We start from the raw sequence: 22,737 nt of genomic DNA on the forward strand, positions 1-22,737 counted from the left end.
AGGACGGAAAAGGGGTGGCGATGTGGAAAAGGTCTATTGGCACACCGTGGACGGAGAAACGGCGCTGTCCCTGCTGGGGTCGTCGTTGGAGGGCCTGGATGAGGAGGAGGCTGGACGCCGCCTCGGAGAGTACGGGCCGAATCGAATTGAGGAAGGGAAAAAACTGTCGCCTCTGGGGATTCTCCTCAATCAATTTCGGGATTTCATGGTTTTGGTGCTTTTGGCGGCCACGCTGATTTCCGGGTTGCTCGGAGAATACACCGATGCGGTGGCCATCATCGCCATTATTATCGTCAATGGGATCCTGGGGTTTGTTCAGGAATTTCGGGCGGAAAAATCCCTCGCATCCCTGCGGGAGCTCACGGCTCCCACGGCCCATGTGCTGAGGGGCGGGAAAAAGTGGATCATCCCTGCCGCCGACCTGGTGCCCGGGGATATCGTGTTTCTCGAAGCGGGGGACCGGGTGCCCGCCGATCTGCGGCTCTTGCAGGGCCAGGGCCTCGAGATCGAAGAGTCCTCCCTGACCGGGGAATCGGTTCCAGTCCGAAAGACTTTCGGGCCCCTGGAGGAAGAACACCTGTCACTGGGCGATCGCAAGAACATGGCCTACATGGGCACCCTCGTTACCCGGGGCAAGGCCATGGCCGTCGTCATCGCCACCGGCATGCAGACAGAAATGGGGCTCATTGCCGATCTGATCCAGCAGTCTGAAGACACCCAAACGCCTTTGCAGCGCCGTCTCGACCAGCTCGGAAAAATTCTCGTGTGGGTCGCGCTCGGTGTCACGGCGTTGGTGGTGGTCATCGGCATCTCCCGGGGACATGACGTATACAACATGTTTCTCGCCGGGGTGAGCCTTGCCGTAGCGGTGATTCCCGAAGGTCTCCCCGCCATCGTCACCATTGCCTTGGCCCTCGGGGTGCAGCGCATGATTCGGCGCCGGGCCATTGTGCGGCGACTCCCGGCCGTGGAGACGCTGGGGTGCGCCACAGTGATCTGTTCGGACAAAACCGGCACCCTCACCCAGAACAAGATGACTGTCCAGAGCCTGTGGGTCGGCGGCACCCGCCTGGAAGTGAGTGGAATCGGGTACACGCCAGAAGGGAAGTTCTTTAAAGGCGAACACGTGGTGAACCCAAAGACCCATCCAGATCTGAAGAAACTTTTGGAAATCGCCGTCCTATGCAATAGTTCCGATCTGATCGAGGAGCCCAAAGCGCCGGAGGGATGGACGATTCACGGGGACCCCACCGAGGGGGCGCTTCTGGTCCTCGCCGGCAAAGCGGACATGTGGAGCGATGTCCTCGCGGCAAAATACGAAAAAGTCCTGGAAAACCCCTTTGACTCCAATCGCAAGATGATGTCGGTGGTGGTCCGGCAGACCGGCGAGGAAGAGTCTTACCTGCTGATGGCCAAAGGGGCCCCGGATGTCCTGTTGGACCGCTGTGATTTTATCTTGTGGAACGGTCGCGTGACGGCCCTGACGGCCGCCCATCGCCGGGAAATCCTCGCCATCAACGCAGAGATGGCGGGGACGGCGATGCGGAATTTGGCCTTTGCCTATCGGCCCCTTCAACAGGCTCAGGTGCGGCGGGAAGAGAATCAACAAGAGACGGAGATGGTGTTTGTCGGCCTGGCGGGCATGATCGATCCTCCGAGAGAGGAGGTTTTCCAAGCGATTCAGACTTGTCGCCGGGCGGGGATCCGGACGGTGATGATCACCGGCGACCATCAGGCCACCGCCGAAGCCATCGCCCGGCGCCTCGGCATCCTCCCGAAGAATGGGTTGACGGTCAGCGGGGCGGATCTTTACAATATGTCCGACAAGCAATTGGCGGAGCGCGCGGATCGGATCTATGTGTACGCCCGGGTTTCGCCCGAACACAAGTTGCGCATTGTGAAAGCCCTTCAGGCCCGGGGCCATGTGGTGGCGATGACCGGGGACGGGGTCAACGACGCCCCGGCGATCAAGGCGGCGGACATCGGTGTGGCCATGGGGCAAGGGGGAACGGACGTCGCCAAGGAAGCTTCATCGTTGATCCTCGCCGACGATAACTTCGCCACCATTGTGGCGGCGGTGGAGGAAGGCCGGGGGATTTACGACAATATCCGCAAGTTTGTCCGTTATCTTTTGTCTTGCAACGTCGGGGAGATCGTCACCTTGTTCACGGCGATGCTGGTGGGTCTGCCCCTCCCCCTGGTGCCGATCCAGATTCTGTGGGTGAATTTGGTGACCGACGGCCTCCCGGCCATTGCCCTCGGGGTGGATCCCCCGGAGGGAGATCTCATGGAACGGCCGCCCCGGGACGTGAAGGAGAGTATATTTGCCGGGGGGTTGGGTTTTAAAATTATTAGCCGCGGTTTGTTCATCGGCCTGGCGGCCTTAGCGGTGTTTTGGCTGGAGTGGCGGTCGGCCCCGGATGCTCTCGCGAAAGCGCAAACGATGGCTTTTTGTACCTTGGTGATGTCCCAGCTCATCCACGTCTTCGACTGCCGCAGCGTGGATCAAGGCATTTTTTCGAGGAATATCTTTGGAAATCCATGGTTGGTGGCGGCGGTGCTGTCCTCGGTGGCGCTCATGGCGCTGGTCCTGTACACGCCGGCCCTGCAACCGGTATTCCGGACGGTGCCCCTCGGAATTTCGGACTGGGCGACCATTCTGCTGGCGGCGGCGATTCCGACTTTTGCCCTGAACTTCCGCAGCCTGTCCCGACCCACCCGCTCCCGGTTGAGCCCGAGCCGGGGATAGGAGGCTTCTCAGTTGAAATTTGTCAAGATGCACGGCCTTGGAAACGATTTTATTGTGGTGGAAGGTCACGCCTTGCCGCTGGATCCGGGAGCCCTGGCTCGGAATTGGTGCGACCGCCATTTCGGCATTGGCGCCGACGGGTTGGTGTTTGTGCTTCCGTCGGACCGGGCAGATGTGCAGATGCGAATTTTTAATGCGGACGGGTCGGAAGCGGAACAGTGCGGCAATGCCGTGCGATGCGTGGGGAAGTACGCCTTTGAACGGGGTTTGGTCCGACGCCGGGATCTCGTGGTGGAAACGTTGGCCGGAGTGCAGCGCATTGTGCTCGGAGGCAATGGTTCCCGGGTGGAAGAGGTCACCGTGGACATGGGCGAGCCGATTCTTGAGCCGGGCCGGATACCCGTGGCATTAGCCGAGGGCGGCACTCCCTCGGGGAGGGTGGAGGCGGCCGGGCGGGAATGGGCGTTTACGGCAGTGTCCATGGGTAATCCCCATGCGGTCATTTTCGTGGACGATGTGGAAGGCACGGATGTGCGAGGCGTGGGGTCGGAGGTTGAGACGAACCGCCTGTTCCCGAATCGAGTGAACGTGGAATTCGTTGAGACTCTGGATCCTGGGGAGATTCGCGTGCGGGTGTGGGAGCGGGGATGTGGAGAAACCCTGGCCTGTGGGACCGGGGCCTGTGCCGCCGTGGTGGCCGGGGCGCTGGAAGGTCGATCCGGGCGGAAGGTTCGGGTGCATTTGCCCGGCGGTACGCTGAAGATCGAGTGGGCTGAGGATGGTCGGGTGTACATGACGGGGCCTGCGGTAGAGGTGTTTCGGGGGGAAATCGGACAGCCGGACTAAGGTGCCAAAATGGGTGGAAAAGTTCGCTCCACGGGGTCCGCGGATGTTGACCGCGGGCTTTTTTCATGTCATTCCTCCCAAGTGAGGCGATCCCCATCGAAAAGCCTCCCGCTTCGCCTTCCTTCGCAGGAGTCTGAGATCCGGCGGAGCATAGCCGATGGATTTTGTCAAGGGCCGTATGCGTGCATAGCTTTGCAAAGCCGGCAGTGAGGTGGCCTGTTGTCTGTGGTTCCCGGGTTGAAGTAGAATGGAGTGTGAAAAAGGGGTGGCGATGTGCTGAAAAGCATGACCGGGTATGGACGCGGGACCGGCCATGGGGCCGGATACACGGTGGGAGTGGAGATTCGTTCGGTGAATCACCGATTTCGGGAGATCGCGATCCGTGGGCCCCGCGAGTGGCTCGCTCTGGAGGATGATCTCCGCCGGGCAGTGGCCCGAGAGATCTCCCGGGGCCGGGTTGACGTATACATATCCGCTCTACCTGACCTGACCGCGGGGGACCCGGCGATTCTCGACATCGCCCTCGCCCGGGCGGTGAAAAAAGCCGGAGATGCCCTCGCGGCGGAGCTAGGCTTTTCCGACCGGATTAACCTGCGGGATATTTTGGCGATACCGGGGGTGGTGCGCCCCCAGGAGGCGGCCGTCGATCCGGAGGTGGCCCGCCCGGTTGTGCAGCGGGCCTTGGATGCCGCGCTGAGGATGCTGGCTGCGGCCCGGCGCAGGGAGGGGGAGCGGTTGGAAGAGGATGCCCGGCGCCGTTTCTCCCATCTGAGCCGACTGGTGGAAGAGATCGCTCTGCTGGCCGCGGAGGTCCCCAAGGAGTATCGGCGGCGCTTGGAGGAGAAGCTGCAAGAATGGAATCTCCCGGGGTTTGTGGATGCCGGACGGATTGCGGTGGAGGTGGCGATGCTGGCCGATCGGGCGAGCGTAGAGGAGGAGATCGTCCGGCTCTCCAGTCACCTGGGTCAATTCGAGGCGGCGCTGGGCAGCCGAGAAGCTGTGGGGCGGCGGTTGGATTTTTTATTGCAAGAGATGTTTCGGGAGTTCAATACGATTGGGGCCAAAGCGGGTAGCGCCGAGATTGCCCTGCGGGTGGTGGACGCGAAAACGGTTCTCGAACAGTTGCGGGAACAGGTGCAGAACGTCGAGTGATCCCGATTCGTATGGCTGGGAGGAATGCGGAGTGAGTATTCGATTGATCAATATTGGGTTTGGCAATATCGTATCCGCCAACCGGATTGTATCCATCGTCAGCCCTGAGTCAGCCCCGATCAAGCGCATCATTCAGGAAGCCAGGGATCGGGGAATGCTGATTGACGCCACCTACGGCCGTCGAACCCGGGCGGTGATCATTACCGACAGCGACCATATCATTCTGTCCGCCGTGCAGCCGGAAACGGTGGCCCACCGTTTGGTGGCTCGGGACGCGGCGTCGGAAGAGGAGGAATAACGCCACGGCCATGGATCAGGGGAAGACGATGGATCGGCCCGAGGGACTCCTGGTCGTCCTGTCGGGTCCTTCCGGTGCGGGCAAGGGAACCGTCTGCACCGCATTGCGCGAACACCTGCCTGCGATGAAATATTCCGTATCGGTCACTACGCGGTTGCCCAGGCAAGGGGAGCGGGAAGGGGTGAACTATTTCTTCCGATCCCGGCAGGAATTCGAACGCATGATTCGGGATGGCGAATTGCTGGAATGGGCCGAGGTGTACGGGAACTACTACGGCACGCCGCGGAAATACGTGGAAGACCAACTGCGGGCGGGGCTCGATGTGCTTTTAGAAATCGATATCCAGGGGGCTCGCAAGGTCAAGGAGCAGTTCCCCCGGGGGGTGTTTGTGTTTTTGCTCCCTCCTTCGGTACGGGAATTGAAAAATCGGATTCTTGGCCGGGGTTCGGAGACTGCCGAGAGTTTCCGGCTGCGCTTTGGGGCGGTTTCGGACGAAATTCGACAGTTGTGGGAGTATGATTACGTGGTCATTAACGACGAGGTTGAACTGGCGTGCCACCGCATCCAATCGATTATCGTCGCAGAACACCACAGCGTTCGGCGCAACCGGAAATTTTACGAATCGTGGATTGAAAGGGGGATTGCAGATGCTGTATCCATCCATCGATCAACTGATGACAAAGGTGGAAAGTAAATACGCCCTGGTGGTGGCGGCAGCCCGCCGTGCCAGGCGGCTCCAGGAAGGGGCGCGTTCTCTTGTGTCAGTTCCTTCCGGGAAAGTCGTCTCGGTGGCGTTGTTTGAGATCGCCGCGGATAAGGTAAAATGCGTGCTGTCCAAGTAATGGGGCGAGGGAACAACCGATGGGGTTGTTCTTTTTTCTCGGGAGGGGAACAGGGTGAAAGACCGTGAGATCATCGTTGGGGTGACCGGAGGCATCGCCGCCTACAAGTCGGCAGCCCTGTGCAGTCGTTTCGTGAAATCCGGCGCCAGGGTTCACGTCATTCTAACCGAAGGGGCCGCGAAGTTCATCACGCCCCTGACGTTCCAAAGCATTACGAAACACCCCGTGGCGGTGGACGTATTCGACGAGACGGATCCTTCGGTCATCCAGCACATTCACCTGGCGGATTTGGCGGATGTGTTCGTGGTGGCGCCGGCAACAGCCGACATTCTCGCAAAAGCCGCTTGGGGGCTGGCGGATGACATGCTGTCCACCACGCTGCTCGCCACGAGGTCTCCGGTCATCTTCGCCCCGGCGATGAACGTTCACATGTTTGGCCACCCTGCTGTCCAAGAAAATATCGCCCGCCTCCGGGCCCGGGGCTGTGTCATCGTCGACCCCGGGGAGGGCCCCTTGGCTTGCGGGTATACCGGGAAGGGCCGCATGGCGGAACCCGATGAGATCGCCGAAGTCGTGGAGGCCGTGTTAAACCGCCGCCGGGACTTTGCGGACGTCCGCGTGTTGGTGACCGCCGGTGCCACGTGGGAGCCCTTTGATCCCGTCCGGATACTGTCCAACCGCTCCACCGGCAAAATGGGTTATGCCGTGGCGGAAGCGGCCCGGGATCGCGGGGCAACCGTGACCCTAGTGGCAGGGCCGGGAGAGCTCCGCTCCCCGGAGGGGGTTCGCCTCATCCGGGTCGAGACGGCCCTGGAGATGCGGGACGCTGTTCTTGCAAACCTTCCGATGCATGATGTTTTAATCAAGGCCGCGGCGGTGTCAGATTATCGGCCGGCGGTGGTTCACCCCTCGAAGGTCAAAAAGGCGGAAGGTCCGCTCACTGTGGAGTTGGTCCGCAACCCGGATATTCTGATGGAAGTATCCAGGCATCGTCGACCGGATCAGGTGATCGTCGGTTTTGCCGCGGAAACGGAAGATGTAGAGAAAAACGCTCTGGAAAAGTTAAGACGCAAGAGCCTCGACTACATCGTCGCCAATGATGTCTCCATGGCCGGGGCGGGGTTTGCCGTCGATACGAATATTGTGACGATCTACGGCAGGGACGGTACCGCTTTGGCGCTTCCTCCGCTGTCAAAACGGGAGGTGGCAGATCGCCTCTTGGACGTGATTCGGGACACCCCGGGCAAGGTGGGGGCAGGATCGTGATTGCCGTTGAAGTGTTGACAGAACTCCGGGTCCAGGCGGTGGACCGGACGTTTACGTACCGGGTGCCTGAATCCCTGAAGTCTTGGGCGCTACCGGGTGCCCGGGTGTTGGTCCCCTTCGGGCGGCGGTCGGTGATGGGGATTATCGTGGAGCGGACCGATCCGCAGCTTGCGGAGTCCCTGGCCGAACTCAAGCCGATCCGGGACGTGCTGGACACGGAACCGGTGGTGCCCGGGGATCTTCTCGAACTCGCCGCATGGCTTTCCGAACGGTATCTGTGTACCCGATCCGCGGCTTTCCGCACGGTGTTGCCGCCCGGGGCTTTTGGCAAGGTGAACCGGTATTACGAACCGGGACCCGGAGCCGCAGAGGCGGCCCATATCGCCGGAGTTGGCGGCGGGGTGATGGGTCGTTTGGCCCGTAGGCCCCTGTCCAGGGAGCAGCTCTTGGCGGCTTTGGGCGGTGACCTGGGCACCCTGAGAACGGGGCTTGCCAGGGGATGGTGGGTGGAACGGACCGAGGGCCAAGTGGTCGGACCGAAAACGGTCCGGGTGGCCGTTCCTGTCTTGGATAAGAAATCCCTCCAGGAAGCCGCTGAGAGGATGCGCGGTCGGGCGCCTCGGCAAGCAGAACTTTTGACTTGGTGGCTCTCCCGGGATCTCGACCCACTCCCCGTCGGGGAGATGGCCCGGTTGTCCGGTGTCAGCCGGGAGGCGGTGAGCGGACTGGTCAAGCGCGGCCTGGTGCAGTTGGAGTCCCGGGCGATCCGGAGGGACCCGGGATCGGGCCGCGACCCGGGGTGGGATACCGGGGAGAGGCCGGAGTTGAATGAAGATCAGCGCCGGGCCTTGGCGGCGATTGTGACCCAGATGGAGGCGCCGGACCATAGGCCGGTGTTATTGTATGGAGTGACGGGCAGCGGGAAGACCGAGGTGTATCTTCGGGCGATGGAAGAGGCGCTTCGCCGGGGGCGCCGGGCCATCGTGTTGGTGCCGGAGATCGCTTTGACCCCACAGACCGTGGCGCGGTTCCGGGGTCGATTCGGGGAGCAGGTGGCGGTCCTGCACAGTCGTTTGTCCCCGGGGGAGCGCCACGACGAGTGGATGCGACTCCGGCGCGGGGAGGCGGCCGTGGCCGTCGGGGCGCGGTCGGCGATTTTTGCTCCGGTGGACCACCTGGGTCTGGTCGTCATGGACGAAGAGCACGAGGTGTCGTATAAACAAGAGGAGTCCCCCCGTTATGTGACCCGGGAGGTGGCCTGGAAGCGGGCGGCCCAGCACGGAGCCGTGTTGGTGCTGGGAAGTGCCACGCCATCCCTGGAGGCGATTCATTTAGTGGAACGGGGACGGGCCGTGTCGACCTCGCTGAAAGAGCGGGTGGGCGGGCGCCCCCTCCCGCAGTGCGTGGTGGTGGACATGCGCCGGGAACTTCGGGAGGGGAATCGCTCGATGTTTAGCCGTCGACTGGAGCGGGAGATGGCGGAACGGCTGGACCGGGGTGAGCAGGCGGTTATCCTTATGAACCGCCGGGGCTACAGCACTTTCGTGTTGTGCCGGGCTTGTGGTCACGTCATGCGCTGTCCTCACTGCGATATCTCTTTGACGTACCACCGGTCTGGGGAAGATTTGCGGTGCCACTACTGTGGGTATACCACCCCCTACGCGGAGACGTGTCCCAACTGCGGGTCGCCGTACATCCGGTATTTTGGCACTGGGACCCAAAGGGTGGAGGAAGAACTGCGGCATCTCTTTCCCACGGCCGAAATTGTGCGAATGGATGTGGACACGACCCGGCGCAAGGGGGCTCATGAAGAGCTCCTGGGCCGTTTTGCCCGGGGAGAGGCGAACATACTCCTCGGCACGCAAATGATCGCCAAAGGTCTCGATTTTCCCAACGTTGGACTGGTGGGCGTCATTTCTGCCGATACTTCTCTGCATGTGCCCGATTTTCGTGCAGCGGAACGCACCTATCAACTGCTCGTCCAGGTGGCGGGGAGGGCCGGTCGGGGGGACACTCCGGGGATCACGGTCATCCAAACCTACAATCCGGACCATTACGCCATCCGGGCGGCGGCGGACCAACAGCCCCGGGTGTTTTACCTCCGAGAGCTGGCCGGCCGGCGCGCCGGGGACTACCCCCCTTTCTCGGAGCTCGCGGTTTGGCGGACAGGACACCCCGAGGCCGATCGAGCGGCCCGGGCGGCGGGCAGCATCGAACGCCGGCTGAAAGAAGTCCTGCCCCCCGGGGCGGGTCGGGTGCTTCGGGCTGGCCCGGCCCCTCTGGGACGCCTGCGGGGTTTGTACCGCCACCAGGTGGTGGTGAAATATCGCCAATGGTCGGACGTGGCGGAGGCGTTTCGAGAGGTGTGGCGGGAATCGGCGGGACTGTGCGATCCCGAAGGATCGGTGAGCGTGGACGTGGCGGCCCAGATGTTGTTGTAGCGGTGTTGCAGCCGGGGCGCATCCCGATTGGGGTCGCGCCGTTAAAGGAGTGAGTTTCAGTGGCGATACGAATCATCCGTTTGCAAGGGGATCCGATACTGCGGGAAAAGGCCAAACCGGTCAGCAAGGTCACCCCGAACATTCAGCGGCTGATCGACGATATGGCGGACACGATGTACAATGCCGATGGAATCGGTCTGGCGGCTCCCCAAGTGGGGATTCTGAAGCGGGTCATCGTCGCAGATATTGGCGAAGGCCTGCTCGGGTTGGTGAATCCGGAGGTCGTATTGGAGGAAGGCGAACAGACCGGGCCAGAGGGTTGCTTGAGCATCCCCGGCATCCAGGCGGATGTCACCCGGGCTCATCATGTGATCGTGCGGGCCCAGGATCGGAACGGGGAACCCCTCGTGGTGGACGCCGAGGGACTCCTGGCCCGCTGTTTGCTCCACGAAATCGACCACCTGGACGGGATTCTTTTTCTCGACCGGGTGACCGATCCGCGTTCCATCCGGAGGGTCGAAACGTGACCAACGTATTGTTCATGGGCACGCCGGAGTTTGCCGTTCCCTCCCTGAAGGCGTTAGTCAAGGCGGGGTGGAAGGTGGGGGCGGTGGTGACCCGCCCAGACCGCCCGGTGGGGCGCCGTCAGGTCCCGTCGCCGCCGGCGGTCAAGCGCGCCGCCGAGGAGTTGGGTCTCCCCGTTTGGCAACCCGAACGGGTGAAAGACGGGGAGTTTTTACAGCGTGTTCGGGACCTGGCCCCGGAGGTGGCGGTGACCGCCGCCTATGGGCGGATCCTTCCTCAAGAACTGCTCGATCTGCCACCCCGGGGATGTTTGAACATCCACGCGTCTCTGTTGCCCAGATACCGCGGGGCTGCGCCGATACAGCGGTGCTTGATGGACGGACAGGACCGGACGGGCATCACCATCATGAAAATGGTGCAAGCTTTGGACGCGGGGCCGATTGTCGCTCAGGAAGAACTGGCGGTGGGCGAGGAGGATGACGCCGGCACGTTGACCGAGCGCCTGGCCGAGTTGGGGGCGCGGCTCCTGGTGGACGTGCTGCCGAGATGGTTGGCCGGGGAAATCGAACCCCGGGAACAGGACGAATCTTTGGCCACCTATGCACCTCCCCTTCGCCGGGAGGACGAGAAGATCGACTGGTCGCAAGCGGCCCTGGCGATCCACAACCGAATTCGGGCTCTGCGCCCGTGGGCGGGTGGTTACACCCTCCACCGGGGCAAGGTGTTGAAAATTTGGCGGACGACCGTTGAGGAGCGCACCGGGAGTTTCGGCGCACCCGGTGAGATCCTGGTCGTGGAACGGAGCGGGGTGTTGGTGGCAGCAGGGGCGGGAGCCCTGTGGCTGCACCAGGTTCAGCCCGAAAGCAAGAATCGGATGGAGGCGGAAGCGTGGGCGCGGGGAAGGCGCATCGAAACTGGGGAGGCTCTGGGGAAGTGAGCCCGGATGCCCGGGCGGCGAATCCTGTGCGAGACCCGCGGCGCCGGGTTTCGGGGAGGGCAGGGGCGGTATCACCCGCCCGGCGCGGCGCCTTTGAGGTCCTGCTCCTTGTCGAAGAGCGGCGGGCCTATAGCCACATCGCTTTAAGGCAGGTGTTAAACCGCCTGGGTGCGGACCGGCGGGACAGCGCCCTGGCTACGGAGATTGTTCAGGGCACGTTGCGGTGGCAGCGATGGCTAGATGAACAGATCAACGCCAAGTCCCGAATCCCCATTGCTCGCCTTGATGCCGTCGTCCGGGTCACGCTGCGAATGGCGGTTTATCAGTTATATAAACTGCGCCACTGTGCCCCTCACGCCGTGGTGAACGATGCGGTCGAATTGGTCAAAGGCACTCAGCCCCGGGCCGCGAGTTATGTGAACGGTGTGTTGCGAGCCCTGGAGCGTGAACAACAAACGCCTTCCCCACCCCGGGCCGCAAGATCCCGGAACGCTCCCGGGAACCCGGAAGAGCTGGCTCGGCGCACCTCCCATCCGACGTGGATGGTGGAACGCTGGTGGTCGTGGCTCGGCCCAGAAGCGACGATCGCCCTTTGTGAAAGCAACAACGAGCCGCCGCCTCTCACCCTTCGGGTGAACCTTCTGCGCTCATCCGTCGCTGAGGTTATGGAGTCGGTCAGGGAAGCAGGGGGGGAAGGGCGGCCGTCGCCGGTGATCCCCGGAGTCCTGCGAGTCAGCGGAGTCGACGTTTCCCGTCTGTCTACCTTTCGGTCCGGTGCTTGCAGCGTGCAGGATGAGAGCGCCACCCTCGCCGCCTGGACCTTGCAACCGGAACCGGGGTGGGAGGTCCTGGATCTTTGCGCCGCCCCGGGGGGAAAATCTGCCCATCTAGCCGAGTGGATGAAGGGCACCGGGCGGGTTACCGCAGTGGATATCCATCCTCATAAAATCCCTTTGATCGAGCGGACCGCCCGACGCCTGGGATTACCAAACGTTCATCCGGTTTGTGCCGATGGGAGAGATGCCCCGTCCCTTGGGATTTTTGACGCCGCCTTGGTGGATGCTCCCTGTAGCGGCCTCGGGGTGTTGCGACGGCGGCCGGAGTTAAAGTGGCGTCGGCGCCCCGAAGACATTCAGGACCTGGTCAAACTGCAGGGTGAGTTGCTGGCGGCCGCGGCCAGGGCCTTGCGGCCGGACGGAATATTGGTCTACGCGACCTGCACCGTCTGTGAAGCAGAAAATGATGGGGTCGTGGAGGCTTTTCTGGCAGGGCCCGGGGGAGCGGCCTTTGATCTCGAAGACCCGGCAGCCCTCTGGCCGGACCCCCTCGGCCAAATGACGCTTTCCACTCGGTTTGGTCGACAGATTCTTCCATTTCATTTTGGAGGGGACGGTTTCTATTATGCTCGACTCCGCCGAAAACCCTCGGGGGCTCAAAGGGGGATCCGCCGTGACTGAACAAAACACCCAGAGCAAAGGCCGCGAGCCGTGGATTCACTTGTACGGTCTGACGCTGGCTGAGCTCCGGACGTGGCTGGAGGAACAGGGTGAACCGGGGTACCGGGCCGCGCAACTGTTCGATTGGATGTATAAAAAGCGCGTGACGAGTGTGGATGCGATGACCAATCTCCCCAAGGCCCTGCGAAATGTGCTTCGGGAGAGGGCCCGGCTCGGGACCATGGAGGAACTGACCCGTCAGGTGTCGAAAAAGGATGGGACGACAAAATTCCTCTTTCGCCTATTCGACGGGGCGACGGTGGAAACGGTGCTCATGCGCCATTCTTATGGCCACAGCGTGTGTGTTTCCTCTCAGGTAGGCTGTCATATGGGGTGTCAGTTCTGCGCATCGACTTTGGGCGGATTGGTTCGGAACTTGGAAGCCGGCGAGATGGTGGAACAGGTTCTCGCATGCCAGCGCATGCTCGATCAACAGGGGCAGCGGGTCTCATCCGTGGTGGTGATGGGGTCTGGAGAACCGCTGGAGAATTATGGGGCCACCCTTCGCTTTATCCGTTTGATCACCGCTGATGAGGGACTGCGCATCGGACAGCGACATATTACCGTCTCCACGAGTGGCATGGTGCCCGCCATCCGAAAGTTGGCGGAGGAGCGCCTTCAGATCACTTTGGCGGTATCGCTGCACGCCTCGAACGACGAGGTGCGCAGTCGCCTCATGCCCATCAACCGCGCCTACCCCATCGCCGTCTTGTTGGAGGCCTGCCGGGAGTATTGGGAAAAGACCGGGAGACGCCTGACCTTTGAGTATGCTCTCATCGGTGGAATCAACGATCGACTGGATCAGGCGGATGAACTGGCGGATCGGCTCAGGGGTTTGCCGTGTCATGTGAACCTCATTCCGGTCAATTACGTACCGGAGCGCCGGTTCGACCGGACCCCGCGCCGGCAGGTGGAAGCGTTTCGCGAGCGGTTGGAGCGGCACGGGATTTCTTGCACCGTTCGCCGAGAGATGGGAGCGGATATCGCCGCGGCCTGTGGGCAGTTGCGGGCGGGTTATGAGTTGACGGAGGCGTAGGGGAAGCGGGAAGAGGTGTGCGTATGCAGGTGGAAGTCGCGGCCAGGTCCCATGTGGGTTTGGTGCGCTCGATCAATCAGGATGGGTATGCCATCCACATGGATTTAGAACCGTTAAAAGCGGCCCTCCTAGCCGATGGCATGGGCGGCCACCGGGCAGGGGAGGTGGCGAGCCAGTTGGCCATCGACGTGATCGGCCGCCAGCTCCACAGCTCGACCGGTCCGGCGGGGCAACGTTTACTCGAAGCCATCCGGGAGGCGAACCGGGTGGTTTACGAGCGGTCCCACGATCCTTCCGCCACAGACTTGGCGGGCATGGGCACCACTGTGGTGGCCGCCCTGTTTGACGAGCGGGAGATCTGGGTGGGTCATATCGGCGACAGTCGGGCCTACCTGATCGCCGGGGCGGCTATCCGCCAGTTGACCGATGATCACTCTTTGGTGAACGAGCTCCGCAAAAGCGGGGAATTGAGCGAGGCAGAAAGCCGGGTTCACCCGAGGCGCAACGTGTTGACCCGGGCCCTGGGCATGGAACCCCGGGTTGAAGTGGATATCGCCCGGGTTTCCTGGGAAGCGGGCGGCATCTTGCTCCTTTGCTCCGACGGGCTGTCCAATATGGTGGAAGAGGGCGAGATTCTGGAGACGATGCGGGTTGGAACGGTCCCGCTGGAAGGGCGGCTCGATCGTTTGATCGAAGCGGCCCTGGGAAGGGGCGGACCCGACAACATTACGGTGGTGGCGGTGGAGCATGGGGCGCCCGGGGAGCGGGGGGATCGCCTGTGATCGGACGCTTGCTGGGTGGTCGATATCAGATTGAACAGGCGGTGGGCGGAGGCGGCATGTCGGTGGTGTACCGGGCACTGGACACCGTCCTGGGGCGCCGGGTGGCTGTCAAGGTATTGCGCAGCCAATTTGGCGACGATGCGGACTTTATCCGCCGTTTTCGCCGGGAGGCTCAGGCGGCCGCTTCATTATCCCATCCGAATATCGTGAATATCTTTGACGTCGGCACTGACGGGGACGATCATTTTATCGTCATGGAGTACGTCGAAGGTCATACCCTTAAAGAGTGGATCCAACAGCGGGGACCCCTTCCGGTGGAAGAAGTGGTGGAGATCGGAAGACAAGTGTGCGCGGCCTTGGCCCATGCCCACGATCGCGGCATCGTCCATCGAGACATCAAGCCCCATAATATTTTGATCACCGATGCCCGGGTTGTCAAAGTGACCGATTTCGGCATCGCCCGGGCAATCACGGCGAACACGATTACCTATGCGGGATCGGTGATCGGGTCTGTGCATTATTTTTCACCCGAGCAAGCCCGGGGAGAGATGACTGATATTAAATCAGACATCTATTCCCTGGGGGTCGTGCTATATGAGATGGTCACCGGCCATCTGCCTTTCTCCGGGGATTCGCCCATCAGTGTGGCCTTGAAGCACGTGCGGGAACCCCTGGTGGAGCCTCGCCAACTCATTCCCGGAATTCCCCAAAGTATGGAGAACGTGATTCTGCGCGCCATGGCCAAAAATCCGCTGGATCGGTATGATTCAGTTAGAGAAATGGCGGCGGATCTCGATGTCGTCCTCGAACTGAAGGATGTCCCGAAATTCGTTCCCCAGCACGGTGACGGGCAGTCCGAGGAGACGCGATTGTACACACCGGTGTCCGGCGCCGAGAACAGTGCTGATCGAAAGGCGGCGGACGAGGCGGCCAAACCCCGGCGTCGCGGCTGGTCTTATGTGAAACGGGCGGCATTGTGGACGTTGGCGGTGCTTCTCGTCATGGCGGTGCTGGGGGTTGGGGCGTATTATGCATTTACAACCTGGATGCGGGTGCCCGACGTCACCATGCCGAATGTCGTGGGGAAACCTTACGCCGATGCGGTGGCCCAACTCACACAAAGCGGATTTTCTCAAAATAACATCCAGCGGGTGGACATGCCGAGCAATGCGGTGCCTCCTGGAGCGGTGTTCAAACAAGATCCCGATGCTGGAATTACGGTGAAAGCGAACCGCTCCATTACCCTGTGGGTGAGCATCGGCCAGGAAACCGTGGCTATGCCGGCGGTGGAAAACATGCCGCTCTCCCAGGCGAAACAACTGCTTAAACAAAACGGGATTCCGGATTCTCAGATCGCGGTGAATTATGAGTACAGCGACCAGCCGAAAGACACGGTGATCCGGCAATATCCCCGGGAAGAAGTGGCGGTGGTCCCCGGTAAGGACCAAGTGCAACTGGTGGTCAGCCAGGGGCCTCAATTGGTGACCGTGCCGAATGTGGTGGGCAGCACGGAACAAGATGCCCGGCAACAGTTGACGGCAGCCGGGTTGACCGTGGGCAAAGTCCAAACCCAGCCCGATTATAAAGCGCCGAGCGGAGTGGTGATTCAACAGGCGCCTTACAAGCCCGGGGACCAGGTCCCCAAGGGCCGGGCGGTGGATTTGTGGGTTTCCAGCGGTTATCCCCAAGACGCGAAAACCGCAGTGTTTCCGGTGGCGGTGGCCATTCCGCCCGGTCATCCGCCCGTTCAGGTGAAGATTGTGGTTACGGACGCCCGAGAGGCCAATCAAACGGTGGTCTCGGAGACGACATCGGTGAGTAAAGTGTATCCGGTGCAGGTGGTTCTCAGCCCGGATACGGGCGCGGATATCAAGTGGTACGTGGATGGACAGCAACAGGGAGAAAAAGTGATCCCGTACAATGGAACGTAGCAGGAAGAGGGGGGAGAGCGGCGTGCCGGAGGGGGCACAGGGCCGGATTGTCCGGGTGGTGGCCGGATTCTACGACGTAGATCTCAAAGGGCGAACGGTGCGCTGCCGCGCCCGGGGTGTTCTAAAGAAGCGGGGGATGCATCCCGTGGTCGGAGACGAGGTGCGTGTCCATCTGTCCGGGCTCTCCGAGGGCGTGGTGGAGGACGTGCTGGCTCGGACAAACATCTTGGTCCGCCCCCCAGTGGCGAACGTGGACTTGGCTGTGCTGGTCTTTTCCATCCGGGAACCCGATCTGAATCGCCACCTTCTCGACCGCCTGCTCGTGTCTGTGGAGTTGCAAAACGTCCCCGCTTTGCTGTGCTGGAGTAAAGCGGACCTCCTTCAGGACCGGGCCGATTTTGAAAGGGAGGTGTCGGTATACGGGCGATTGGGGTACCCGACCCTGTACGCGTCCTCCCTGACCGGGGAGGGCATCGATGCCCTTCGCACCCGGTTGCGAGGAAAGGTGAGCGTCCTCGCCGGTCAGTCCGGAGTGGGCAAATCCAGCTTGATCAACGCTCTGCATCCCGGGTTGAATCGGGCCGTGGGCGACGTCAGCCGGCGTCTGGGCAGGGGTCGCCACACCACCCGGCAGGTGGAGCTCCTCCGATTGGAAGAGAATACTTATGTCGCCGATACGCCGGGGTTTGGGGTTTTGGCCTTCGACAAGGACTTGGAGCCTGAAAAGCTGTCGAAGGGATTTCCGGAACTGGTAGAGGTGGGCAGAAACTGTCGATACCGCGGTTGCCTGCACGAAGAAGAGGAGGGGTGCGCGGTCCCCGCGGCCCTGGCCGAGGGGCGGATCGATCCTTTGCGTTATGACCATTATCGGGAATGGCTGAAAGAACTGCGCGAGGCTCGGGAAGAGCGATACCGCTGACGATGACCCTTCGTGAACAGCGGAGATTGTGAAAGGGGGCATGGACGATGAGAAGATCGGTGATGATGGCGCCGTCGATCCTGTCGGCGGATTTTGCCCGATTAGCCGAAGAAGTGGAATCGGTGACCCGGGCGGGAGCGAATTGGATTCATGTGGACGTGATGGACGGGCAGTTTGTTCCAAATATTACGATCGGGCCGCCGGTGGTGGCGAGTCTCCGCAGGGTCACCGATTTGCCCTTGGATGTGCATTTGATGATTGCCAATCCGGATCGCTATATTGAGGATTTTGCCCGGGCCGGGGCGGACCGAATCACCGTCCATGTTGAAGCTTGTCCACATCTGCACCGAACGATCCAGAGTATCCGGGCGACAGGGGCGAAACCCGGGGTTGCTCTCAACCCGGCCACGCCGCCCGAAATGGTGCGCTGGGTGTTGGAGGATGTGGAGTTGGTTTTGGTCATGACGGTCAACCCCGGGTTCGGAGGACAGGCGTTTCTTCCTCGAACGGTGGAGAAAATCCCTCTTTTGCGAGAATGGGCAGGGGATCGGGACGACCTTTACGTCGAGGTGGATGGGGGGATCGATCCTTCAACCGCTCCCAAGGCGGTGAAGGCGGGGGCCGATGTGCTGGTGGCCGGCTCAGCGGTGTTTGGACGGGCGGACCGAAAAAAAGCGTTGGGCGATATCCTGGAGGCGATTGCACACATTTAGCCCGAGAAGGAATATACATAAAGAGCAATGGGACCGCAACGCGTTTGAAAGAAGGGCCAGTCCGAGTACGGATACCGGAGGCGGAGGAGGGGTTTTTGTGCGCTTTTATACCATCAAACTGCCTCGTTTCCTTGGGGAGATCGTAAAAGCGATTCTGAACGCCTTTCACAAAGACTAAACAAAAAAGCACCTCCGCGGTGCTTTTTTGTTTCAAAGAGCCCTTTTGACCTTTCCGGCCTTCAGGCAGCGGGCACACACCCGAATGCGGCGAACACTGCCGCCGACCTCCGCCCTAATCTTGTGGATGTTGGGCATCCAGCGGCGTTTCGTGAGTATATGGGAGTGGCTCACCGCGTGCCCGGTCGCCGGCCCACGTCCACAGATTTCACAACGCTTGGCCATCCGTTTCACCCCCGTCCGGTCGATGGATCCGCGGCCGCTCACGGCATGTCGACTTTCCCATGCTACCACACGGTCGATGTTCGATCAAGGGACTCGGGGGGCCGAACTCCGGAATTTTCCCTTTCGCCCCCGGAAGAGGGGGTGAGCGCCCTTCGTCCCTTTTCCGAGGTCGCCCGATTGTAGTAAAATGCAAGGGAAGTCACACCGTCACGCCCGGATTCCGGGGTGCGAGGGGGAACGATGGGAGATGCCGAAAGAACTGCAGACCGCGATTGGGAAGATTTTCATTGTCGAAGACGTCATTGCCACGATTGCAGGGACCGCAGCCATGGAGTGTTACGGGTTGGCGGGGATGGCCTCCCGACGCCAGGTCAAAGACAGCCTGACAGAGTTTTTGGGCCGGGACAACCCTGGTCGAGGCGTGGAGGTACAGATTCGGGATGACAAGACCGTGGTGGATCTCCACATCATTGTCGTGTACGGCATGAAAATTTCCGAAGTAGCCCACAATGTGATCGAAAAGGTGCGGTACACCTTGCAGGATACCCTCGGAATCACCCCGGATCGCATCAACGTGTACGTTCAGGGCGTTCGGGTGCCGGAAGAGAAGTAGGAGGGCGTTGGGTTGGAGGACAGGCGATTGGACGGGCAGACGCTCGTCCGGGCATTGGAGGCGGCGGGGCGGCGATTGAATGAGGCAGGACCGACCATCAACCGCCTGAATGTCTTTCCCGTTCCCGATGCGGACACGGGGACAAACTTATCGTTGACGTTTGATGCTGGGCTCCGGGCGTTGGCTGAACATCCTGCCTCGGGAGCGGCTGAAGTGCTCAGTCGATTCGCCAAAGGGCTGATCTTCGGTGCGAGGGGTAACTCCGGCGTCATTCTTTCACAGTTTTTTCTAGGTCTGGCCGGCAGCCTCCGGGGGGAAGTGGAGCTGTCCCTCCCCAAGTGGAGTGAGGCGTGGAATCACGGGGCGGAAGCAGCCTACCGGGCAGTGCAGAAACCGGTGGAAGGTACGATGCTCAGCATTGCCCGGGATACGGCCCGGGCTTGGATAGACGGATCCAGCGAGGGCTGGGAGGCAGCCGCCCGGGCGGCTGTTGCCGCGGCGGAATCGGTGCTTGAGGGGGGAGCCCCGGATCCTTCGGGGCGTCGCCAACCGGGGGTGGTGGATTCCGGTGCCCTCGGTTTTGCCGTGATACTCGATGCTTTTGTTGAAACGCTCGCCGGAGTATCGTTGCCGTGGGAGGCGGACATCGCGGTTGTGGCCAAGGGACGGCGGGAAGACCGCATGGCAGTATCCTCCGCCTCGATGGACGAAGCCCTCTCAATCGAATGCCGGCGGGATGAAAGCGGCGCCGGTTACGGCTATTGCACCGAGTGTTTGATCCAAGTCGCCGGGCGAGGGGAATCGATGACCGCCCGGCTCGAACAGTCGTTGTCCGGGCTCGGGGACTCCTTGCTCGTGGTCCAGGTGGACGAGTGGATCAAAGTACACATTCATAGTTTTCACCCGGGGACGGTTTTAGAGCGTTGTTTGTCCTTTGGCCCCCTTGATCGGATCAAGATTGACAATATGCAAATGCAAGTGAACCAAGAGCCCAAATCCTCGGAAGTTGCCCCAGCCAGTCCCCAGCCGCGATCTACGGTTCCCCGGCGTTCTCTGGTTGCGGCGGTGGACGACGAAGGAGCGGCTCGATTGTTTGAAGGGGCGGGCGTTCCCGCTGTCGTTCTCTCGGAAGTGGGCGGGAAATCCGGGGCGGTGTCTGTGTTATCTCGGGTTGTACAAGAGACCGGGAGTGCGGAGACGGCGGTTTTGGTGTGTCAGAGCCGGTCCGAAGCAGATGTCAAACGGGCCCTGCGTACGCTGGGAACCGGGGTGCTTCGTGTGATTCGCGCCGGCAGTGTTCCGGAAGGCTTGGCGGCCGCTTGTGTGTTCGAGCCCACCCGCCCTTTGGACGAGAATGAACGCCGGATGAAGGAGGCCATGGCCAGGGTCCGCTCGGGATTCATCCGGAAAGTTTCTCATTCCGGGCCCTTGCGACCCGGTGCGCGGTCCGGCCTTTATGAGGGAATGGTGGACGGCCAAGTGGTGGCGGTGGGTGAAACCATTTCTCCCGTTCTCCTTGGTTTGATAGAACGCCTCGGAGTTGAAGAGGCCGAATTGGTCACGGTGATCTGGGGAAAGCGGGTGAGTGCTCAGGAGGAGAGGGCGGTCCGAGAACAGGTGTCCGTCAAGTTTCCGAACCTCTCTTTTGAATGGCTTCGGGGAGATGAAACGACTTACGACGCTGTGGTGGGTGTGGAGTGATGGAGAGGGATCCCCGCGCTTGGCAGGACCCGCTCGCCCGGCCGGTTACGTTCTTGCCTGGCGTCGGCCCCCGGAGGGCCAGGGCTTTGGAGAGTTTGGGGATTCGGTCAATTGGCGATCTCCTTTATCATTATCCCTTTCGTTATGAGGATCTCCGTCTTCGCCGTCCTGGAGAGTGGGAAGACGGCCGCCGGGTGGCGGTGGAAGGGACTGTGGCGGGGAAGCCCCGGGTGAGCAGAGGTGGGCGGGTCCCGGTGGTGGCGGTGCCGATGGACGTTCAAGGAATTCGCATTCATGCGGTCTGGTTTCGTCAGGCTTATGTCCTTGAACGGTTGACTCGTTATCGGCGATGGCGGTTGGCGGGCCGGTGGCAGGCCGCCCGGCGCAGCCTGGTGGTGGAACATATGGAGCCGGTATCCGAGGGCGGCGCTGGTCATTCTGTCCACGCGGGCAGGATTGTGCCCGTGTACCAAACCAGCGGGGATCTCCGTCCCAAATGGCTGCGTACGTGGATCGCGTCCGCCTTGAAAGAAGCTGAGCCCCATCTCGTCGATCCCCTGCCGTGGCGCTGGAGGGCGAAACTGGGCCTCATGGACAAAGCCGAGGCCCTGCGAGAGATTCACTTTCCCCGGGACTGGGAGCGACTTGGTCGGGCCCGGGAAAGATTGGTATACGAAGAATGCCTCAGGTTTCAGCTTCCGCTCCAGTGTGCCCGGTGGAGGCAGAAAAGCCGACGGGCCCCGGCCCTCAGACTGACCCGGAGGGAGTGGGAAGAATTTTTGGCGGCTCTTCCGTTTTCTCCCACGGAAGGGCAGCGGCGGGTGTTGCGGGCGGTGGCGGCGGAGATCGCCGGACATGCTCCCATGCGCCGGCTCATCCTCGGCGACGTCGGTTCCGGGAAGACGGTGATCGCGGCCGCCGCTCTCTTTGCGGCGGCGATGAGCGGCGGACAAGGGGTATTGTTGGCTCCCACAGAAATTCTGGCCGAGCAACACGCCCGCACGTTGTCTGGTTGGTTCGCGGGCTTTTCTTTTCCAGTTTGGCTGTTAACGGGAGGGACCGACCGGGCCGAACGCACCCGATGCTTTGCCGATATTTCCGCCGGCCGCCCGGGGATCCTCGTGGGAACCCATGCGGTGCTCGGCCATGTCCCGTACTCCGCTCTTCGGGTGGCCGTGTGTGATGAGCAGCAGCGATTCGGGGTCGTGCAGCGGATGGCCCTGCTGCGGCCAAACGAGTCTATCCACCTGTTGTCCATGTCGGCAACGCCGATTCCGCGTACGTTGGCCATGGCCCTTTTTGGCGATGTCGACGTCTCCTTTTTACCTGCTCGCCCTGAAACCCCAGGCCGGCGCGTCACTCGGTGGCTGCCGCTGGAGCGGGAAGAAGAGGTCGTCCTTGAACTGCGTCAGCGATTGAGTCGGGGTGAGCGGGCATACGTGGTGGCTCCGGCGATCGGAAGGCCGGGTGAACAGCCGGAATCGAAAAAAGATGTCCTTTCTCTGTTCGACTGGTTTCGGGAACAATTGGCGGGGTTTGCCGTCGGCTTGTTGCACGGGCGCATGTCTCCCGGGGAAAAAGAACGGGTGATGCGGGCTTTTGCGGAGGGCGCTATACAGGCTTTGGTGGCGACAACCGTCGTGGAGGTGGGCGTCGACGTTCCCGAGGCCACGATGATGGTGATTTATCACGCTGAACGATTTGGCCTCAGCCAGTTGCATCAGTTGCGCGGACGAATCGGCCGGTCGGGGCAGGATGCGGTGTGTTTTGTCCTAACGGGGCCCCTGACGGACATCGCTCGTCAGCGGATCGAGGCCTTTCAAGCGGTGAATGATGGATACTTATTGGCCAAAAAAGATCTGGAGCTGCGGGGGCCGGGGGATTGGGCGGGTCTGGCCCAGAGCGGTTGGCCAGATTTCGCACTTTTCGACCCGATTCGAGATGAAATCTGGATGCGCCGGGCCAAACACCATGCCCACCATCTTGTGCGGAGCCGAGAATTCTGGCTTTTGCCGGAGTTTGCCTCCCTGCGGGAAGGACTGGCCGTCAGCGGTGAAGGGATCCACTGACGTGTATGCGGGGGGATTT

The 22,737-nt window shown here is 61.6% G+C and carries 21 protein-coding genes; 20 read left to right on the plus strand and 1 reads right to left on the minus strand.

Going from position 1 to position 22,737, the window contains the following annotated elements; all coding sequences use genetic code 11:
- The first annotated feature begins 22 nt into the window (after positions 1–22).
- From BTUS_RS07040 to spoVM, 17 genes are all read left to right on the plus strand, one after another.
- Complete coding sequence (locus BTUS_RS07040; protein ID WP_013075415.1) at positions 23–2,749, plus strand: calcium-translocating P-type ATPase, SERCA-type; 2,727 nt, start codon at positions 23–25, stop codon at positions 2,747–2,749.
- Between the two features lie 12 nt (positions 2,750–2,761).
- Complete coding sequence (gene dapF / locus BTUS_RS07045; RefSeq protein WP_013075416.1) at positions 2,762–3,595, plus strand: diaminopimelate epimerase; 834 nt, start codon at positions 2,762–2,764, stop codon at positions 3,593–3,595.
- A gap of 273 nt (positions 3,596–3,868) precedes the next feature.
- The gene (locus tag BTUS_RS07050; protein WP_013075417.1) at positions 3,869–4,747 is read left to right on the plus strand and encodes a YicC/YloC family endoribonuclease; all 879 of its coding nucleotides are present in this window, start codon (positions 3,869–3,871) and stop codon (positions 4,745–4,747) included.
- A gap of 31 nt (positions 4,748–4,778) precedes the next feature.
- Complete coding sequence (remA, locus tag BTUS_RS07055) at positions 4,779–5,045, plus strand: extracellular matrix/biofilm regulator RemA (protein WP_013075418.1); 267 nt, start codon at positions 4,779–4,781, stop codon at positions 5,043–5,045.
- A 28-nt stretch (positions 5,046–5,073) separates the two neighbouring features.
- On the plus strand, positions 5,074–5,739 hold the full coding sequence (gmk, locus tag BTUS_RS07060) for a guanylate kinase (protein ID WP_123809408.1): 666 nt from the start codon (positions 5,074–5,076) through the stop codon (positions 5,737–5,739).
- On the plus strand, positions 5,693–5,887 hold the full coding sequence (gene rpoZ / locus BTUS_RS07065) for a DNA-directed RNA polymerase subunit omega (protein WP_013075420.1): 195 nt from the start codon (positions 5,693–5,695) through the stop codon (positions 5,885–5,887). Before gmk ends, rpoZ begins: the two co-directional genes overlap by 47 nt.
- Positions 5,888–5,941: 54 nt before the next feature.
- Positions 5,942–7,153, plus strand: a complete 1,212-nt coding sequence (gene coaBC / locus BTUS_RS07070) for a bifunctional phosphopantothenoylcysteine decarboxylase/phosphopantothenate--cysteine ligase CoaBC (protein WP_013075421.1) — start codon at positions 5,942–5,944, stop codon at positions 7,151–7,153.
- Complete coding sequence (gene priA / locus BTUS_RS07075) at positions 7,150–9,594, plus strand: primosomal protein N' (protein WP_013075422.1); 2,445 nt, start codon at positions 7,150–7,152, stop codon at positions 9,592–9,594. The genes coaBC and priA overlap by 4 nt, the downstream gene beginning before the upstream one ends.
- A gap of 59 nt (positions 9,595–9,653) precedes the next feature.
- Entirely contained in the window at positions 9,654–10,121 is a 468-nt protein-coding gene (gene def, locus BTUS_RS07080) for a peptide deformylase (protein WP_013075423.1), read from the plus strand.
- Positions 10,118–11,056 carry a methionyl-tRNA formyltransferase gene (gene fmt / locus BTUS_RS07085; protein WP_013075424.1) on the plus strand — a complete coding sequence of 313 codons (939 nt, stop codon included), beginning with the start codon at positions 10,118–10,120 and terminating at the stop codon, positions 11,054–11,056. The genes def and fmt overlap by 4 nt, the downstream gene beginning before the upstream one ends.
- Positions 11,008–12,513 (plus strand): 16S rRNA (cytosine(967)-C(5))-methyltransferase RsmB, encoded by a 1,506-nt coding sequence (rsmB, locus tag BTUS_RS07090; protein ID WP_169307950.1) that lies wholly within the window; start codon positions 11,008–11,010, stop codon positions 12,511–12,513. The genes fmt and rsmB overlap by 49 nt, the downstream gene beginning before the upstream one ends.
- Positions 12,506–13,588, plus strand: a complete 1,083-nt coding sequence (rlmN, locus tag BTUS_RS07095; RefSeq protein WP_013075426.1) for a 23S rRNA (adenine(2503)-C(2))-methyltransferase RlmN — start codon at positions 12,506–12,508, stop codon at positions 13,586–13,588. Before rsmB ends, rlmN begins: the two co-directional genes overlap by 8 nt.
- A gap of 23 nt (positions 13,589–13,611) precedes the next feature.
- Positions 13,612–14,370 carry a Stp1/IreP family PP2C-type Ser/Thr phosphatase gene (locus tag BTUS_RS07100; RefSeq protein ID WP_013075427.1) on the plus strand — a complete coding sequence of 253 codons (759 nt, stop codon included), beginning with the start codon at positions 13,612–13,614 and terminating at the stop codon, positions 14,368–14,370.
- A complete protein-coding gene (pknB, locus tag BTUS_RS07105; protein ID WP_013075428.1) occupies positions 14,367–16,301 on the plus strand; it encodes a Stk1 family PASTA domain-containing Ser/Thr kinase in 1,935 nt (644 codons plus the stop codon). The genes BTUS_RS07100 and pknB overlap by 4 nt, the downstream gene beginning before the upstream one ends.
- 22 nt (positions 16,302–16,323) lie before the next feature.
- Complete coding sequence (gene rsgA, locus BTUS_RS07110) at positions 16,324–17,220, plus strand: ribosome small subunit-dependent GTPase A (RefSeq protein ID WP_013075429.1); 897 nt, start codon at positions 16,324–16,326, stop codon at positions 17,218–17,220.
- A gap of 47 nt (positions 17,221–17,267) precedes the next feature.
- Positions 17,268–17,933, plus strand: coding sequence for a ribulose-phosphate 3-epimerase (rpe, locus tag BTUS_RS07115; protein WP_013075430.1), 666 nt, complete (start codon positions 17,268–17,270; stop codon positions 17,931–17,933).
- The gene (gene spoVM / locus BTUS_RS18835) at positions 17,845–18,111 is read left to right on the plus strand and encodes a stage V sporulation protein SpoVM (protein ID WP_083780080.1); all 267 of its coding nucleotides are present in this window, start codon (positions 17,845–17,847) and stop codon (positions 18,109–18,111) included. The genes rpe and spoVM overlap by 89 nt, the downstream gene beginning before the upstream one ends.
- A gap of 32 nt (positions 18,112–18,143) precedes the next feature.
- On the opposite strand, the gene rpmB is transcribed toward spoVM, so the two are convergent.
- A complete protein-coding gene (gene rpmB / locus BTUS_RS07125) occupies positions 18,144–18,335 on the minus strand; it encodes a 50S ribosomal protein L28 (RefSeq protein WP_013075431.1) in 192 nt (63 codons plus the stop codon).
- A gap of 247 nt (positions 18,336–18,582) precedes the next feature.
- Between rpmB and BTUS_RS07130 the strand changes: the two genes are divergently transcribed.
- From BTUS_RS07130 to BTUS_RS07140, 3 genes are read left to right on the plus strand one after another with little or no spacing between them, the layout of a single operon-like run.
- Positions 18,583–18,948 (plus strand): Asp23/Gls24 family envelope stress response protein, encoded by a 366-nt coding sequence (locus tag BTUS_RS07130; RefSeq protein WP_013075432.1) that lies wholly within the window; start codon positions 18,583–18,585, stop codon positions 18,946–18,948.
- A 12-nt stretch (positions 18,949–18,960) separates the two neighbouring features.
- Complete coding sequence (locus BTUS_RS07135; RefSeq protein ID WP_013075433.1) at positions 18,961–20,649, plus strand: DAK2 domain-containing protein; 1,689 nt, start codon at positions 18,961–18,963, stop codon at positions 20,647–20,649.
- Positions 20,649–22,718 (plus strand): ATP-dependent DNA helicase RecG, encoded by a 2,070-nt coding sequence (locus tag BTUS_RS07140; RefSeq protein ID WP_013075434.1) that lies wholly within the window; start codon positions 20,649–20,651, stop codon positions 22,716–22,718. Before BTUS_RS07135 ends, BTUS_RS07140 begins: the two co-directional genes overlap by 1 nt.
- The last annotated feature ends 19 nt before the right edge of the window (positions 22,719–22,737 follow it).

Source organism: Kyrpidia tusciae DSM 2912, from assembly GCF_000092905.1.
In the GTDB taxonomy this organism is placed as follows: domain Bacteria; phylum Bacillota; class Bacilli; order Kyrpidiales; family Kyrpidiaceae; genus Kyrpidia; species Kyrpidia tusciae.